Genomic DNA, 17,077 nt, shown 5'->3' with positions numbered 1-17,077 from the left:
GAGTTCGAATCTCTCCACCCCTGCCATCTTCAAGAAAGCCTCGTCAGAAATGACGGGGCTTTTTTACGTCTGTATGATTGTAAACTCCCACATAAAGAAAGCCCCACGATAAAGTGAGGCTTAATATGATGATCATTGATAGTGATAAAAGTGACGTAGCCAACGCTCAGCTATCATTATTTCGTCCTCTTCACATAATGATTGAATACCTGATTCAAATTGTTCGGCATCTTTAATTAGCTTTAATCCTGCGAGCATATGAGCCGCTTCAAATAAATAAAGGGTTGGATCGCCCATCCCTGTTTTAAACGGTGTATTTGCTGATTCTCCCCCTGCGAAAAGATACACGCTGTGCCCATGACGAGTCTTATATTCTTTGGTTAATCTATTAGTTTTTACTTCGGTGAGTACGCCCTGTTGCAATAAAGTAGGCAAATGAAGTTCATCATCGGCAGAGGTTACCGTGCTGATAAACATTGGTTGTGAGAGTGCATCAATCATCTCGGGTGTAATCGATTGATTTCCTGTACAACAGAACAACATATTACAGTGTTCGACTAAATATTTGCTTGAGCAAGCTTGAATACCGTCACGAGGAAATTGAGTCAATTTTCTTGGATCGCTATCAGTAACATGAATGTTGGTGATACCTTTAGCTTTAAGATGTTTGATCACTCCTCTGCCAAGGTTTCCTGCTCCGATCACACCTGCTTTTAAAAAGCCGGAGTTATTGATTTTAAGGCCAAATTCTTCTCGTAATATTTGATCGGAATAGTGAACAATACATTCAGAAGCTTCAAAATCTGCTGGTGCTTTGATACTGAGATGGGAAACCGTGACAAGAGGTTTCGTAAAGGATTTATCAAGATACTTTTGTAAGCCATTAGCGGTTAGTTCAGTAATACCAATACATTGCTCTTTGAATACGTGGCAAATATGTGTAATGGAAGATGAGAAGTAACCACCGTGATCAAGAATAAGGAAAGGGGTGTCAGGACTAATATGCTGGCGGATAAACATCTCACAATACTCAATGTTTTTTAAGTAAGCTTTATTATTGTGAGTAGAAACAACATGACAACGTGGGATTTTCTTTATCGTTGTGAGTAGTTCAGGGTTTGCACCTACAGTGGCATCTTTGGGAATAAATATAAGTTTGTCAGCGAGTTCGGCAAGAACATTAATATAAGGTAAAGATCCTTCATAGCAATGCATGACAGAAAAAATTACAAGGTTATTAGGGAGATCATATTCTTGTGAGAGTTTTTTTAGGAATTGATAACCATGATCTGCATAAAAATCAGCGCAATATGAATGCGTTAATATTGGACTTGGCACTACTGTTGTTCCTTGAAAAATGCACTAATAAAACGAGCTAAAGTAAATTATCTACATAGCAATCATTAAAAAGCTGCAGCAAAGCATGCAATAGCGGCTCTTGCTCACGAGATTGCTTACAACATAAACCTAAACTCATGGGTTCAATTGATTCAGTATTAAATCGCTGAACCTTGTCGCTAACGGGGCTATTATTTATTACCACATCCGGCGCTATTCCAACACCACAGCCAAGCGCCACCATACTGACAATAGCTTCATGCCCTGATATTTGGGCATAGATAGAAGGGGTTATTTTCTTTGTCTTAAACCACTTATCAGCACGGGTTCGCGCAGGTCCTGATTCTGGCAGTATAAAAGATAAAGATTTCCAATCTGGATCATGATTTAAGCTTTTTTGTAATGTTGGCGATGAGACTAATGGTCCAATCAACGACATCTGGATCTGATCAACTTCGATGTAAGTTAATTTAGACGGTAAGAGGTCGGGTTTGGCAGCAATAGCGATGTCGACATCACCGGATAGGACTTTCTCTATTGCTAGGGCTGGATCCCCTGTTTGAAGTTGAATTTCGATATGGGGATAAATGACGCGAAACTTATTTAATATATTGGGGAGGTGACTATAACTTGCAGTCACTGAGCAGAAGAGGGTTAATTTCCCTTGTAGCTGAGAATGATCTTCCTGTAATTCACTTTTTAATTCAAACCAATTACTGACAATTAAAGACGCGACGGGAAGCAATTTTTTTCCAGCTAGCGTTAATTCAACACTACGATTATCACGCATAAATAAGGTTTGGCCTAACTCTTCTTCGAGACGCTGAATAACGCGACTTAATGCTGAAGGGCTGATATGCATGGCTTGTGCTGTTTGGCTAAAGTTATGGGACTCACAAAGGTGAAGAAATAGTTGCAGGTTTTTAATATTCATCATCCATGTTGCATAATTTGCAATTAGTTGTTGTGAATATAGCACTTTGCGCAACAAATTACCTGATCTACTATCAGGTTATTCGACAATAAGATGTCGACTAAAGGATTTATTTTTTCACGGAGTTTGTTGTTATGGCTAATTATTTTAATACCCTAAACCTACGTCAGCAGTTAGATCAGCTAGGTCGCTGTCGCTTTATGGATCGTGCAGAATTTGCAACAGAAGCTGATTACCTTAAAGGTAAGAAAGTAGTGATTGTTGGTTGTGGTGCGCAAGGTCTAAACCAAGGTTTGAACATGCGTGACTCAGGTCTAGATGTTTCTTATGCGTTACGCCAAGCGGCGATTGATGAGCAGCGTCAATCATTTAAGAACGCAAAAGAAAATGGGTTTGAAGTAGGTAGCTACGAGCAACTGATCCCACAAGCTGATTTAGTGGTAAACCTAACACCTGATAAGCAGCACACGAATGTTGTTGAAACGGTTATGCCATTAATGAAGCAAGGTGCATCACTGGGTTACTCTCACGGTTTCAACATCGTTGAAGAGGGCATGCAAATTCGTAAAGACTTGACCGTTGTTATGGTTGCACCTAAGTGTCCAGGTACAGAAGTTCGTGAAGAATATAAGCGTGGTTTTGGTGTTCCAACATTGATCGCGGTTCACCCTGAAAATGATCCACAAGGTGATGGCCTTGAGATTGCTAAAGCATGGGCGGCAGCAACGGGGGGACACCGTGCTGGCGTACTAGAGTCATCATTTGTTGCTGAAGTAAAATCTGATCTAATGGGTGAGCAAACGATCCTGTGTGGCATGCTACAAGCAGGCTCTATTGTTTGTTACGAGAAGATGATTGCTGATGGCATCGCACCAGAATACGCAGGCAAGCTTCTGCAGTACGGTTGGGAAACGATCACTGAAGCACTGAAGTTTGGTGGTGTATCTCATATGATGGATCGTCTATCAAACCCTGCTAAAGTAAAAGCGTTTGACCTATCGGAAGAACTAAAAGATCTGATGCGTCCACTTTACAACAAGCACATGGATGACATTATCTCTGGCCACTTCTCTAGCACTATGATGGCTGACTGGGCAAATGATGATGCTGATCTTCTTGGCTGGCGTGGTGAAACCGCTGAAACACAATTTGAAAACTACCCATCTTCTGACATTCAAATCAGTGAGCAAGAGTACTTTGATAACGGCATCTTGATGGTTGCTATGGTACGTGCAGGTGTTGAACTGGCATTTGAAGCAATGACAGCATCAGGCATCATTGATGAGTCTGCATACTACGAGTCGCTACATGAACTACCACTTATCGCGAATACTATTGCACGTAAGCGTCTATATGAAATGAACGTGGTTATTTCTGATACAGCAGAGTACGGTAACTACCTATTTGCAAACGTAGCAACGCCATTACTACGTGAGCAATTTATGCCGAAAGTAGCGACGGATGTGATTGGTAAAGGTTTGGGTGAGACATCTAACTTTGCTGATAACCAGAAGCTAATTGAAGTGAACGAAGCACTACGTAATCACCCAGTAGAAGTGATTGGTAAAGAGCTACGTGGTTACATGAAAGACATGAAACAAATCGCTGTTGGCGGTTAATTTTAGCGTCGATTAAATAGAAAAAAGCCCGGTTTTTGACCGGGCTTTTTAGTTTTTGAATTTTCAAATTAAGCGTTATCGCTTTTCGCTTCAGCATCAAGTTTTGCTTCAAGCTCTGCCATTTTTTGCTCAAGTTCATTAAGCTTCTGGCGAGTACGAAGGAGAACCTGAGTTTGCACATCAAATTCTTCACGGTTCACGACATCTAATTTACCCAATTGCGCTTGGATCACTTGTCGTACTTTTTGCTCAACGTCATTGCCGAGCTCTTTGACTGGCTGTGGCATTGCGTCTTGAATTTGCTTAGCTACTTGCTCAAGCTTCTTTGGATCAAACATGATTCGCTTACTCCGTTGCGAGAATCGTTATTCTTCTATTGTAATCGTCGTACTAGCTAAAATAAAAGGGCGCGGAAGTTCCAGCGCCCTTTTTCATTTATTTATTACTTAGAAATGGCTATCTGTTGCATCGTCATCTTCAACGAATACAGGTAGCGGTTTGTGTTCGCTTGCTAGGAATGTATAGATAACTGGCAGAACAAACAAGGTAAACAGTGTACCGATAGAAAGACCTGCCACGATAACAATACCAATACTAAATCGAGAGGCAGCACCTGCACCTGATGCATAAAGTAATGGAACTAAGCCAGCAATCATTGCACATGTGGTCATCAGGATAGGACGAAGACGGATCTTCGCGGCTTCCATGACGGCTTCTGTACGACTCTTACCATGGTAGAGCTGTTCTTCTTTGGCCACTTCACAAATCAAGATACCGTGTTTGGTTATCAAGCCTATCAGGGTTATCAAACCGATTTGTGAGTAGATATTCAAGGTTGTTGCTCCCCATGCCAGTGCGATTAAGGCACCACAAATCGCCAGTGGAACAGAAACGAGAATAACCAGTGGATCACGTAGTGATTCAAACTGAATCGCTAAGACTAAGAAGATGATTGCTAGTGCAAGACCAAAGGTTGCATACAGAGCATTACCTTCGGTTACGTATTGACGACTCTCACCTAAGTAGTTGTAGCTATAGCCGGTTGGTAATACTTTCGCCGCTTCGGTGTTTAACCAACTTACCGCTTCACCAATCGATGTACCAGGGGCTAATACGCCACTGATGGTTGCTGCATTTTGCTGGTTAAAGCTTGGTAATGTTGGTGGTGTCGATTTCACTGTAATCGATACTAAGCTACCTAATGGGATCAGATCACCGGTATTGGTTTTCACGTAATAGTTGTTTAAATCATTTGGATTAAAACGATTTTTACGCTCAACCTGTGGGATCACTTTGTATGAGCGACCTAAGATATCAACACGGTTAATGTCACCACCGGCTAACATCGTGCTTAATGTGTTACCGATAGATTGCATCGTCACACCGTAAGCACCTGCTTTGTCTTTGTTGATATTAATCTTCATGTCAGCCGAGTCGTACTTCAAGTTAAGATCTGAGTAGACGAACATCGGATTATCTTTTACCTTCGTCAGCATTTCAGATGCGACCTGGAACAAGCTCTTGAAGTTGTTCGGCGTGGTGATCACAAACTGAACAGGGAAACCGCCGCCAGCACCAGGCAAGCTTGGCATTTGGAACGCGGCTACCGACATTTGAGGAATGTCTTTGATCTTCTTCGCAACTTCATTTGCTACTTGCTCTTGGCTTTGGTCGCGTTCACTCCAAGGTTTCAAGGTCGCTAGACCAAAGGCTTGGTTAGCAGCAGGAATACCAGAGAAGACCTGTGCATATTCCACGCTCTTTTGATCAGTTAGTACCTTGTTAACTTGGTTCATGGTGTCTTCAATGTAATCCAAGTTTGCGTTTGATGGCGCATTACCTTGGAATACCACCACACCGTTATCTTCAGCTGGTGCCAATTCACTTGGAATGAACTTGAATAAGAACGGTAAGCTCGCAAATGCACAAATCGCAAATACAATCACGACAGAGCGCATATTCATGATGCCACCTAGCATTTTTTCATAGCGTAGGGTGAGGCGATCAAGGAAGCGGTGAACGGCTAGCTCAAATTTATTTGGCGCCGCGTTTTCTTTTAGGAAGTGAGCACACATTACCGGTGATAATGTCAGTGCGATGATCCCTGAAATAAAGACGGCACCAGCGAGCGTTAATGCAAACTCTTTAAACAGCGAGCCAGTTAAGCCACCCATTAATGCGATAGGTGCGTATACCGCGCCTAGGGCGATAGTCATCGAAATAACTGGAACAGCAATTTCACGGGTACCAATAATGGCAGCGCGGAACGGGCTTTGTCCCATTTTCATGTGACGCTCAACGTTTTCGAGTACTACGATGGCGTCATCCACTACCAGACCGATAGCAAGTACCATCGCTAGTAGTGTCATGAGATTCCAAGAAAACCCAAACATCTGCATCACCAGTGCGACACCAACAAGTGATAGTGGGATTGTGATGATTGGGATCAGTACCGAACGTAGCGAGCCAATAAATAGTGCGATAACAATCAATACAATCACTGCCGCTTCAAGGATAGTTTTAATTACCTCATGAATAGAGTCGTTAATTGCAATGGTTGAATCGTACATCACCGTCATTTTGATGGTGCTTGGCATGTTACGTTCAATGGTTGGTAGCAGTTTTAGTACATCTGCCGCAATGTTAATTGGGTTGGCACTTGGCGCGGCTTGAATCGCACCAACAACGGCTTCTTGGCCATTTGCTGTTGCACGGTAGCTATCACTGCTTCTTGATAACGTCACTTTTGCGATGTCACCTAAGCGAGTGACTTGGCCATCTTTACTGGTTACAACCAGTTTTTCTAACGCTTCAGGGCTATTTGATTGAGTATCAGCACTACCGTTATAAAGCACAAAGTCGTTGTTAACCTGACCAACAGCAGATTGGTAGTTATTGGCTTTGAGTACTTGAATAACATCGGTTGCTGATAAGTTAAATGCCGCCATTTTTTGTGGGTCTAACCAAACACGTAGGGCGTAAGGAACACCACCGTACATATCGACTTTAGAGACACCGTTAACGGTAAATAACTGTGGTTTAACCACTCGCTCAATATAGTCAGTGATTTGACTAGAGTTTAAGCTCTTACTGGTGAAACCTAAGTAAAGCACACCCGTATCACCACCGGTTGATAAGGTGATAGTTGGATCTTGGGTTTCTGTTGGTAGCTGTGAACGTACTGAGTTTACTTTCGCCAGAATGTCAGCCAAGGCAGCATTTGGATTGGTATTCAGTTTCATTTGTACCGTAATTGTCGACATCCCCAAGGTACTTTGAGCGGTGATGTAGTCAATATTATCGGCTTGGGCAATGGCTTGCTCTAAGGGCTGAGTAATAAAGCCCTGCATCAGATCGGCACTGGCACCGTAGTAAGCCGTGCTTACGGTTACTACGGTGTTAGTCATTTCTGGATACTGTCGAACCTGCATTTTGAAAATCGCCTGAAATCCTAACAATGCGATCATTAAACTGATCGAGATTGCGAGGACGGGGCGTCTGATAAATATATCAGTAAAGCGCATACTGAGAGTTCTCCAATTACAACAGTGGGGTTACGGCTGGAGCTTTAAGTGCATCATTTTCAACGATATGTACTAGCGTCTTGTTACTTAAACGGATTTGACCGGTGGTAACAATTTGCTCGCCAGCTTTTATACCTGAAAGGATTCGCACTTGATTACCATGGTTTTGACCTGTGGTTACCACTGTTTGAATCGCACGTAATTTGCCATCAACTTCTTTCAGTACGTATACCGTGTCACCATATAAGGTGTAAGTAATCGCTGTTTGTGGAACGATAATTTGATCAGTAATAGTCGGTAGGATGACGCGTGCGCGAGCAAACATACCGCTACGTAATTTACCGCCGCTGTTTGGAATATCTGCTTGAACTTGTACCAGACCCGTCTGTGCGTTTACTGCAGGTTCAATTGCTGTGATTTGACCTTTAAAGTCGATATCTTGGTAAGCATCGACATTGATATCTACTACTTGACCAATTTTGATCTTAGAAATATCAGTTTGAGGTACTGTGAAACGAAAACGCATAGTACGGGTATCTTCTAGGCGAACGATTTGAGTACCTGGTTGAATGTACTGACCCAGGTAAACGTTACGTAGGCCGACTTCACCAGTAAACGGTGCCACGATATCACGGCGTTGAATTGATTCTTCTAACGATTTGATTTGTGCAACAAGCGCAAGATAGTTGGCTTTTGCTTCATCAAGGTTTGATTTAGAAACTGAACCTTTACGATATAAATCTTGGTAGCGCTTATAAGTCGCTTGTACCGCTGGTAATTTCGCTTTGGTACTTTGTAGGCTTGAGACTTCTACATTAGAGTTAATTGAGACTAACTCTTGACCGGCTTTAACATGCTGACCTGATTCAAATGCGATTTTACTGATCACACCAGAGGCTTCAGAGGTTAATGTAACACCTTGTACTGGTTCAATAAAACCAATGGCTTGAATGGCAGGATACCAGTTTTCCCCTTTGGTAGTAATCGCAGTTACTGGGTAATTAGGCTCAGGCATGTTTGCCATGTATTCCGCAATTTTTTTCTGTTTGAACAAGTTGAAACCAATGACGCTCCCGAATAACAGGAGGACAAGAAGTAACACGACTATCCATTTTTTCATTGTAAGGTTTGCTCCGGTTTTACGATATTAATGCAGAATGATAGCGTCCCAAGAAGCATTGATTATTGCTTCAAGTTCGTCATCGTTGATCTGTAAACCACCATTGATTTGACGTCGCGCTAGGTTGCAACTCGTCTCAAGGCTCAAAATACTCAGAACCTCGTTATCAATATTCTTAAATAAGCCGCAGGCTTTTCCTTCATTAAACATAGTTGCTACGGAAGAAAACAATTTTTGGCTTAAGTGCTTCTGATCTTGTCTACTGCGACAAGGTAGGTTTTGGAACTGACCCCGAATGATCAATGGGGCATCACCATTTAGTGTCATATGCCATAAATTAAGCCACATCATTCGATAACGTTGCTTAAGCGGCATAGTATCGACAACATTGTGACTAATTTGAGCGGCAATATAAGTTAAAATATGATCATGTAATTGGTTGAGTAAGTCGTCTTTATCGTTGAAATAACGGTAAATAGTACCTGCTGCAACATTGGCTTCTTTAGCTACCATTTGCATTGAAAGGCCATGAAAACCAAATTCGGCAAGTAGCTTTTCTGTTGCTGCCAATATACGTTGTTTTTTCTCATTCATAGTAGTAATCATATTTGCAAGTGTAATGAATGAACGATCGTTCATTATTGTAGGTTGTCACCTTTGATGCGCAAGGTTTTATTTAGCCTTTAGCCGATAAAGAGAGATAAAAACCGTAAATTAATTCTTTTTACGAATGTGTGGTTTGAAAAGGTTACGAATAAGTAATAAGTATAGGAATAATTGGGTATGACTAAGCAAAAAAAAGCGCATACCCAAAGGCATGCGCTAATTTATGTTTCGGAGTAAGTATTACTCGGCTAACTGCTCTTTATTGTCGGTATTTTTCTTTTTGCCGCGGCTGAAAATACGCTCAACCACCACAAAGAATATTGGAATAAAGAATATCCCAAGGAATGTTGAACTTAACATACCGCCAAGAACCGCAGTACCAATCGCATTCTTACCACCAGAGCCAACACCGGTACTGATAGCCAATGGTACAACACCTAGACCAAATGCCAGTGATGTCATGATAATTGGACGAAGACGTACACGAACGGCATGGAGTGTTGCTTCAACTAATCCAGCACCTTTTTCGTAGTACTCTTTAGCAAATTCAACAATCAAGATGGCGTTCTTAGTCGCCAAACCAACCGTGGTTAATAGACCTACTTGGAAGAATACATCGTTAGGCATGCCACGAGCGTTCATTGCCAGTAGTGCACCGATGATCCCAAGCGGTACCACTAATACCACCGCAAAAGGAACAGACCAACTTTCATACAATGCTGCAAGTACTAAGAATACGACTAAGATAGATAACGCATACAGCATAGGTGCTTGGTTACCAGATAGACGCTCTTCATAGGATAAGCCATTCCACTCAACACCGAAACCTGGTGGTAATTGTTTCACCATCTCTTCAATATCAAGCATTGCTTGACCTGTACTGTAACCTGCAACCACGCTGCCTTGAATGTTGACCGCAGGTGTCGCATTGAAACGCTCAAGTCGAGGTGACGCGTATTTCCATTCACCCGTCGCAAATGCGGAGAATGGTACCATTTCACCTTTGTTGTTACGGACATACCAAGTATCTAAGTCCGTTGGTTTCATACGGTATTGTGCATCGCCCTGTACGAATACTTTTTTCACGCGTCCACGGTCGATGAAGTCATTCACATACGAACTACCCCAAGCGGTACCTAATACTTTATTCACTGATTGAATATCAATACCGAGAGCTCGAATTTTGGCTTGATCAATATTGATTTGGTACATCGGCGCATCTTCTTGTCCGTTAGGACGTACCCCAACAAGGTTTGGATTTTGTGCCGCTAGACCTAATAATTGGTTACGCGCTGCGATCAGTTTATCGTGCCCTTGACCACTTCTATCTTGAAGGTAGAAGTCAAAACCACTCGCTGTACCTAATTCAATGACCGCAGGTGGTGCAAATGAGAACACCATTGCGTTCTTTATTTGCTGGAAATAGCCCATTGAACGGTTAACGATAGATTTCACATCCATTCCAGGCAATTGACGATCAGACCAATCTTTTAATCCAACAAAGGCCATACCCATATTTTGACCACTACCAGCAAAACTAAAGCCAGACACACTAAATACACTAGCAACGCTATCTTTTTCTTGAGTTAGGTAGTAATCAGAGACTTTATCCATCACCTCTTGGGTTTGTTCTTGGGTCGAGTTAACCGGCAAAATAGCCTGACTAAACAAGATCCCCTGATCTTCATCAGGTAAGAACGAGGTTGGCATACGCATGAAGATCCAACCGACAGCAACGGTTAAGCCTAGGAAGATAAACATCACGCGAATAGAACGCTTGATCATCGCCGCAACACCTGACTCATATCGCTTCGTCAAGTTATCAAAGGTGCGGTTAAACCAACCAAAGAAGCCTTTTTTTTCCCCGTGTTCTACCGGTTTTAGCATGGTTGCACACAAGGCAGGGGTCAAGATCACGGCCACCAAGACCGAGAGTGCCATGGCGGTAACAATGGTTATTGAAAACTGACGATAAATAACTCCAGTTGAACCTGACATAAATGCCATAGGAACAAATACAGCTGATAGAGTTAAGGCAATACCGACCAGTGCGCCAGTGATCTGATCCATCGACTTACGTGTTGCTTCAACGGCATTTAAGCCTTCTTCATGCATCACACGTTCAACGTTCTCTACCACCACGATGGCATCATCAACCAGCAAGCCAATGGCAAGTACCATCGCGAACATGGTTAAGGTATTGATGGAGTATCCCGCCAGAGAGAGCACCGCAAAGGTACCTAATAGTACAACGGGAACTGCAATGGTTGGGATTAAGGTTGCTCGGAAATTCTGTAAGAACAGGTACATGATGATAAACACCAGTGCCACCGCCTCAAACAGTGTATGAACAACCCCTTCAATCGATTTTTCAACGAATGGCGTAGTATCGTACGGGTAAACAGCGGTTAAACCTTCAGGAAAGAAAGGTTTTAGCTCTTCAACTTTCGCTTTGACCGCTTCAGCTGTCGCCAGCGCATTCGCGCCTGTTGCGAGTTTAATACCTAAACCACTGGCAGGTTTTCCGTTGTAAAGTACTTGAACCGAATAACTTTCAGCCCCTAATTCAACCCGTGCAACATCACTAAGATGGACCGTTGCACCAGAAGAGTCAGATTTAACAATAATGTTTTTAAATTCTTCTGGTGTTTGTAAGCGGCTTTGTGCGGAAACTGTCGCGTTAAGCTCTTGACCTGGAAGAGAAGGAGACGCACCAAGTTGACCTGCTGAGATCTGTGCATTCTGCTCTTTAATTGCCGAAATAACATCAATACTGGTAAGGTTATATTTGGTTAGTTTTAAAGGATCTAGCCAGATACGCATCGCATATTGTGCACCGAAAGTGGTGATTTCACCTACACCCGGAACACGACTCATAGGATCGGCAACATTCGAACTGATGTAGTCCGAAATATCGTTTTTATCCATTGAGCCATCTTCAGAATAGAAGCCAACAACCATCAAGAATGATGAGCTTGCTTTGTTTACCTTCACACCTTGTTGTTGCACTTCCATTGGTAACAGCGGAAGGGCAGATTGCAGCTTGTTCTGTACCTGTACCTGAGCGATATCAGGATCCGCTTCTGCATTAAAGGTTAGGGTAATTTGGGTATTACCAAAGCTATCACTGGTGGATGATAGGTAACGTAGGTTATCGATACCTGTCATACGTTGTTCGATAACCTGAGTAACGGTATCTTCCATGGTTTTTGCGTTTGCGCCAGGGTAGCTAGCGCTGATCACCACCGTAGGCGGTGCAATACTCGGATACTGCGACACTGGCAATTTGAGAATTGACAGTACCCCCGCAAGCATCACGATAATTGCGATCACCCAAGCAAAAATAGGGCGATCGATAAAGAAACGAGCCATATCTTATCTCTACTTTTGTGGTTGTGTGTTATTGGCAATGGTTGGTTGAACCAAAGCGCCTGGACGAACTTTTTGCAAGCCATCGACAATGACTTGGTCACCGTCTTTTAAGCCTTTGGTGATACGCCATTGGTTATCAATTACTTGCGCAGTCGTTACAAGGCGAGATTCCACTTTGTTTTCGGCATTCACAACCATTACCGTTGCTTCGCCTTTACTATTACGGGTAACGGCTTTTTGTGGAACCATTATCGCTTTAGGATCGGTACCTGTGTTTAGTACTGCACGCACATACATACCTGGTAGCAAAATACCGTCAGGATTTGGGAATTCAGCGCGTAATGTGACAGAGCCCGTATTAGGATCTACGTTGACTTCAGAAAACTGTAATACGCCGTGATGAGGATAAACCGAACCATCTTCTAGGATAAGTTCAACATCAGCATTCTGGCTGGCTTGGAGTTCACCTTGCTTTAATGCCGCTTTCAAACGTAGTAACTGCGCACTAGATTGAGCAATATCGACATTAATGGGATCTAATTGCTGAATAGTTGCCAGCACTTGAGTTTGCCCAGCATTAACTAATGCACCGGGAGTAACAGAAGATTGACCAATACGACCTGAAATTGGGGCTTTAACTTTGGTATAATCAAAATTGATTTTGGCTGTATTGACGTTTGCTTTTGCAACTTCAAGCCCTGCTATAGCGACTTTATAGGCTGCTTGATTATCATCGTTAGTTTGTTTGCTGAAAGCACCGCGTTCTACTAGCTTTTTACTACGAATAGATAATGCTTTCGCTGACTCTAACGTCGCTTGTGCTTTGGCAAGTTCTGCTTTAGCACTTAAGTAAGCGGCATTATAAGTTGCAGAGTCAATGTTATAGAGTGATTGGCCTTTCTTTACATCACTACCTTCGGTAAAACCACGGTTTGTGATAATGCCAGAAACTTGAGGACGAACTTCTGCTTCTAAATAAGCTTTGCTTCGACCGGGTAATTCCACGCGGATTTCTTGTGGGTGAGATGTGATGGCAATGGTACCTACAGGGATACTTTTTGCTGCTTGTTGCGCAGTATTTTCTGCCGCATTTTGATCACAAGCTGTTACCCATAGTGCCATACTGACAACCATGGCAATTTTTGCGATTTTCCGCATGAAATCTCCTAATTTTAAGCAATATAACCGAGCGTAAATATCCAAAACTATGGATTTACAATAGAATAACCACTATTTACCATTTTGTAACCTATGATAGCCGTTTAAACACAGAACGGTTATTTTTCGCATAAAACAGGATTTCTACTAGGTAGTAATGTAGAAAATTATATTTATGCCTATAGGGGATTGTTAATCATTATGTATGATTTTTTGTGATTGGTATGAGCTTTATTATTTGCTCGATGAATAAAACCCAAGTTTAAAGTGCATGTGTATGCATTTTTTAAAACGAGCGTCAGGATAACGAATGAAACTGAACCCAAGGCAAACAGAAGCAGTAAAATACGTTTCTGGGCCATGCTTAGTACTCGCCGGTGCAGGCTCAGGTAAAACCCGAGTGATCACCAATAAAATTGCTTATTTGGTACAGCAGTGTGATTACAAAGCACGCAATATTGCCGCGCTGACCTTTACTAATAAAGCAGCACGTGAAATGAAAGAGCGTGTAGGGCAAACATTGGGACGTCAAGAATCGAAAGGGTTGATGGTTTCTACCTTTCATACTTTAGGTTTGAATATCATTCGTCGTGAATATAAGCATTTAGGCTTAAAAGCCAGTTTTTCACTGTTTGATGATCAAGACCAAATGGCGCTTCTCAAAGAGCTCACCGAAGATGAGCTTGAAGGCGATAAAGATTTATTAAAGCAATTAATGTCCTCTATTTCTAATTGGAAAAATGACATGCTATCGCCCGCTGATGCTGCTGCACACGCCCGTAGTGAACGCGATCAATTGTTTGCGTATTGCTATGAAATGTATCAGCGCCAAATGAAAGCGTATAACGCATTAGATTTTGATGATCTGATCTTAATGCCCGTTTTGTTGCTGCGAGATAACGCCGAAGTACGTAAACACTGGCAGAACCGTATTCGTTACCTGCTGGTGGATGAGTATCAAGATACCAATACCAGCCAATACTTATTTGTAAAACTATTAGTAGGTGAGCGTGCGCGTTTTACTGTGGTTGGTGATGACGATCAGTCTATTTACTCATGGCGTGGTGCGCAGCCAGAAAACTTAGGCTTGCTTAATAAAGACTTTCCTAGTTTAAAAGTGATCAAACTTGAGCAAAATTACCGTTCAACCAGCCGTATTTTGCGTACAGCGAATATTTTGATCGCTAATAACCCCCACTTATTTGAAAAGGCACTTTTCTCTGAGATCCCAGATGGCGCGATGCTTAAAGTGATCACAGCGAAAAATGAAGAGCATGAAGCAGAAAAAGTGATTGGTGAACTTATTGCTCATCGCTTCATGAATAATACCGCTTATAAAGATTACGCGATTTTATACCGAGGGAATCATCAGTCACGGTTGTTTGAAAAGTCGCTGATGCAAAATCGTATTCCCTATAAAATTTCAGGCGGTACATCATTTTTCTCACGCTCTGAAATTAAAGACATCATGGCGTACCTACGCTTACTGACCAACCTCGATGATGACAACGCATTCCTACGTATTGTGAATACGCCGCGTCGAGAAATCGGCCCAGTGACACTCGAGAAGCTTGGGACATACGCCAACATGCGTGGTAAAAGCTTGTTTGCCGCTAGTTTTGAGATGGGGTTAGAGCAACATCTATCAGGTCGAGGTTTAGAATCACTACAACGCTTTACCCATTGGGTTAATCAATTAGCAGATAATGCAGAGCGTGGTGATACGGTGGCTGCTGTGCGTCAATTAGTTCGTGATATTCATTACGAAGATTGGCTATACGAAACCTCACCCAGCCCAAAAGCCGCTGAGATGCGAATGAAAAACGTCTCTGATTTATATAGTTGGATCACCGCTGATTTAGAAGGCGATAACTATGATAATGAAGAGAAAACTTTAAAAGAAGTGGTACAACGTTTAACCCTGCGCGACATGATGGAGCGAGGGGAAGATGATGACGACGCTGATCAAGTACAGCTTATGACGTTGCACGCCTCTAAAGGGTTGGAGTTTCCTTATGTGTTCTTAGTGGGAACTGAAGAGGGGATCTTGCCGCACCAAACCAGCATTGATGAAGAAAATGTTGATGAAGAACGTCGCCTTGCTTATGTTGGGATCACACGAGCACAACGCGAACTAACCTTTACTTTATGTAAAGAGCGTCGTCAGTATGGCGAGCTAATAAAACCTGAGCCAAGTCGATTCTTGTACGAATTACCACAAGATGATTTGGAGTGGGAAAGTGAGCGTAAACCTGTTTCTGCAGAAGAGCGGATGAACAAAGGGCAAGCGCATATTGCTAATATTCGTGCGATGTTTAAAAAATAATCCTACAAAATAGTGCCCATATAAAAAGAGGGTGAGCATTAATAATGCTCACCCTCTTTATTTATGATTGAGATAAATTATAAGCCAGCAATCATGTGATCAATGGCGGCAACAATTTCTTCATCGCTACAATCCATACATGAACCTTTTGCTGGCATGGCATTAAAACCATTAATAGCATGATCGGCTAGCACATCTTTACCTTGGGCAATACGGGCAGACCAATCACCAGCATCGCCTTTTTTCGGTGCACCCATCACCCCTGAAGTATGACAAGCAGTACAAAAAGTATTATAAACGGCATCACCACTACGTGGACCTGTAGCGACTTCTGCAACAGGCGCTTCACCTTCAAGATATAACGTACCTACGGGTTTAATACGTTCAGCAATAGCGTTATCTGTCATATCATTAGCAACTGCGGGAGCTGCAATCGTGAATGCGGCTACAGCAGCGAATATAAATTGTCGAAAAGAAAAATCCATGGTGCTCACCTTATACTTCCAAATTGTATTTTTTGGTTGCTGTTATCTTCACTCGTGGCTAATGTTGAAATAGTACGGCGAATGTTTTTAAAATGATCATATTGTTATATCTTGGTTAGTATATCGGGTTGTACCGTAGGATCAAACTAGTGCGCTGTATTTGTATGATACGAATCAATAGTTATTTGAGCATAAAATCAGCGAGCGAAAGAAAAATGAAAAAAAACACTTGCCGAGAGGCGTTCTGATCCGTAATATTCACCCCCGTCGATAGGGCAAGGCGCCCGTAGCTCAGCTGGATAGAGCGTTGGCCTCCGGAGCCAAAGGCCGAAGGTTCGAATCCTTTCGGGCGCACCATTTAAATGGTCGTATTGGCGGAAGGTAATACAATGGTGGCTATAGCTCAGTTGGTAGAGTCCCGGATTGTGATTCCGGTTGTCGCGAGTTCAAGCCTCGTTAGCCACCCCATATTATAGAGAGTTGATACGTCAGCTTTCTGGCTTTAAAAAGCCCGCTTGTTTATTCAAGCACACAGAATTAAGTCGGTGAATAGCGCAGTTTGGTAGCGCATCTGGTTTGGGACCAGAGGGTCGGG

Annotated in this window: 10 protein-coding genes, 2 tRNA genes and 1 pseudogene; 4 read left to right on the top strand and 9 right to left on the bottom strand. The window is 42.4% G+C overall.

All coding sequences use genetic code 11. The annotated features are described in order from the left end of the window. Positions 1-132: 132 nt before the first annotated feature. Both I3259_RS18615 and ilvY read right to left on the bottom strand, forming a co-directional pair. On the bottom strand, positions 133-1,338 hold the full coding sequence (locus I3259_RS18615; RefSeq protein ID WP_238031201.1) for an NAD(P)-binding domain-containing protein: 1,206 nt from the start codon (positions 1,336-1,338) through the stop codon (positions 133-135). 37 nt (positions 1,339-1,375) lie between these two features. Beyond that, a complete protein-coding gene (gene ilvY / locus I3259_RS18610; protein WP_238031202.1) occupies positions 1,376-2,272 on the bottom strand; it encodes an HTH-type transcriptional activator IlvY in 897 nt (298 codons plus the stop codon). 134 nt (positions 2,273-2,406) lie between these two features. On the opposite strand from ilvY, the gene ilvC reads away from it, so the two are divergent. Beyond that, a complete protein-coding gene (ilvC, locus tag I3259_RS18605; protein WP_005372215.1) occupies positions 2,407-3,891 on the top strand; it encodes a ketol-acid reductoisomerase in 1,485 nt (494 codons plus the stop codon). A 68-nt stretch (positions 3,892-3,959) separates the two neighbouring features. Here ilvC and I3259_RS18600 read toward each other — a convergent pair whose 3' ends face one another. The 6 genes and pseudogenes from I3259_RS18600 to I3259_RS18575 form a co-directional block, all read right to left on the bottom strand. Further along, positions 3,960-4,229 (bottom strand): accessory factor UbiK family protein, encoded by a 270-nt coding sequence (locus I3259_RS18600; protein ID WP_107208548.1) that lies wholly within the window; start codon positions 4,227-4,229, stop codon positions 3,960-3,962. Positions 4,230-4,364: 135 nt separating this feature from the next. Beyond that, a pseudogene (locus I3259_RS18595) lies at positions 4,365-7,415 on the bottom strand (multidrug efflux RND transporter permease subunit); the annotation flags it as partial. A 16-nt stretch (positions 7,416-7,431) separates the two neighbouring features. After that, positions 7,432-8,535, bottom strand: coding sequence for an efflux RND transporter periplasmic adaptor subunit (locus I3259_RS18590; protein ID WP_238031199.1), 1,104 nt, complete (start codon positions 8,533-8,535; stop codon positions 7,432-7,434). A 27-nt stretch (positions 8,536-8,562) separates the two neighbouring features. Next, the gene (locus I3259_RS18585; protein ID WP_238031198.1) at positions 8,563-9,174 is read right to left on the bottom strand and encodes a TetR/AcrR family transcriptional regulator; all 612 of its coding nucleotides are present in this window, start codon (positions 9,172-9,174) and stop codon (positions 8,563-8,565) included. Positions 9,175-9,381: 207 nt separating this feature from the next. Then, entirely contained in the window at positions 9,382-12,513 is a 3,132-nt protein-coding gene (locus I3259_RS18580) for an efflux RND transporter permease subunit (RefSeq protein WP_238031197.1), read from the bottom strand. Positions 12,514-12,522: 9 nt separating this feature from the next. After that, positions 12,523-13,671 (bottom strand): efflux RND transporter periplasmic adaptor subunit, encoded by a 1,149-nt coding sequence (locus I3259_RS18575; RefSeq protein ID WP_238031196.1) that lies wholly within the window; start codon positions 13,669-13,671, stop codon positions 12,523-12,525. 310 nt (positions 13,672-13,981) lie between these two features. On the opposite strand from I3259_RS18575, the gene rep reads away from it, so the two are divergent. Further along, positions 13,982-15,997, top strand: coding sequence for a DNA helicase Rep (gene rep, locus I3259_RS18570; protein WP_238031195.1), 2,016 nt, complete (start codon positions 13,982-13,984; stop codon positions 15,995-15,997). A gap of 77 nt (positions 15,998-16,074) precedes the next feature. On the opposite strand, the gene I3259_RS18565 is transcribed toward rep, so the two are convergent. Further along, positions 16,075-16,482: a cytochrome c5 family protein gene (locus I3259_RS18565; RefSeq protein ID WP_238031194.1), complete on the bottom strand. Its 408-nt coding sequence runs from the start codon at positions 16,480-16,482 to the stop codon at positions 16,075-16,077. Between the two features lie 280 nt (positions 16,483-16,762). On the opposite strand from I3259_RS18565, the gene I3259_RS18560 reads away from it, so the two are divergent. After that, positions 16,763-16,839 (top strand) — tRNA-Arg (locus I3259_RS18560). 35 nt (positions 16,840-16,874) lie between these two features. Continuing rightward, positions 16,875-16,950, top strand: a tRNA-His gene (locus I3259_RS18555). The last annotated feature ends 127 nt before the right edge of the window (positions 16,951-17,077 follow it).

Source organism: Photobacterium sp. Ph5 (assembly GCF_022129445.1).
In the GTDB taxonomy this organism is placed as follows: domain Bacteria; phylum Pseudomonadota; class Gammaproteobacteria; order Enterobacterales; family Vibrionaceae; genus Photobacterium.
Note: the sequence above shows the minus strand (reverse complement) of the source record. Positions and strands in the feature narration are given on the sequence as shown.

Bases quoted from the DNA above. Each gene is read 5' to 3' on its own strand.
- ilvY (WP_238031202.1), bottom strand. From the start codon at position 2,272: ATGAATATTAAAAACCTGCAACTATTTCTTCACCTTTGTGAGTCCCAT.
- ilvC (WP_005372215.1), top strand. From the start codon at position 2,407: ATGGCTAATTATTTTAATACCCTAAACCTACGTCAGCAGTTAGATCAG.
- I3259_RS18600 (WP_107208548.1), bottom strand. From the start codon at position 4,229: ATGTTTGATCCAAAGAAGCTTGAGCAAGTAGCTAAGCAAATTCAAGAC.
- I3259_RS18590 (WP_238031199.1), bottom strand. From the start codon at position 8,535: ATGAAAAAATGGATAGTCGTGTTACTTCTTGTCCTCCTGTTATTCGGG.
- I3259_RS18585 (WP_238031198.1), bottom strand. From the start codon at position 9,174: ATGAACGATCGTTCATTCATTACACTTGCAAATATGATTACTACTATG.
- I3259_RS18580 (WP_238031197.1), bottom strand. From the start codon at position 12,513: ATGGCTCGTTTCTTTATCGATCGCCCTATTTTTGCTTGGGTGATCGCA.
- I3259_RS18575 (WP_238031196.1), bottom strand. From the start codon at position 13,671: ATGCGGAAAATCGCAAAAATTGCCATGGTTGTCAGTATGGCACTATGG.
- rep (WP_238031195.1), top strand. From the start codon at position 13,982: ATGAAACTGAACCCAAGGCAAACAGAAGCAGTAAAATACGTTTCTGGG.
- I3259_RS18565 (WP_238031194.1), bottom strand. From the start codon at position 16,482: ATGGATTTTTCTTTTCGACAATTTATATTCGCTGCTGTAGCCGCATTC.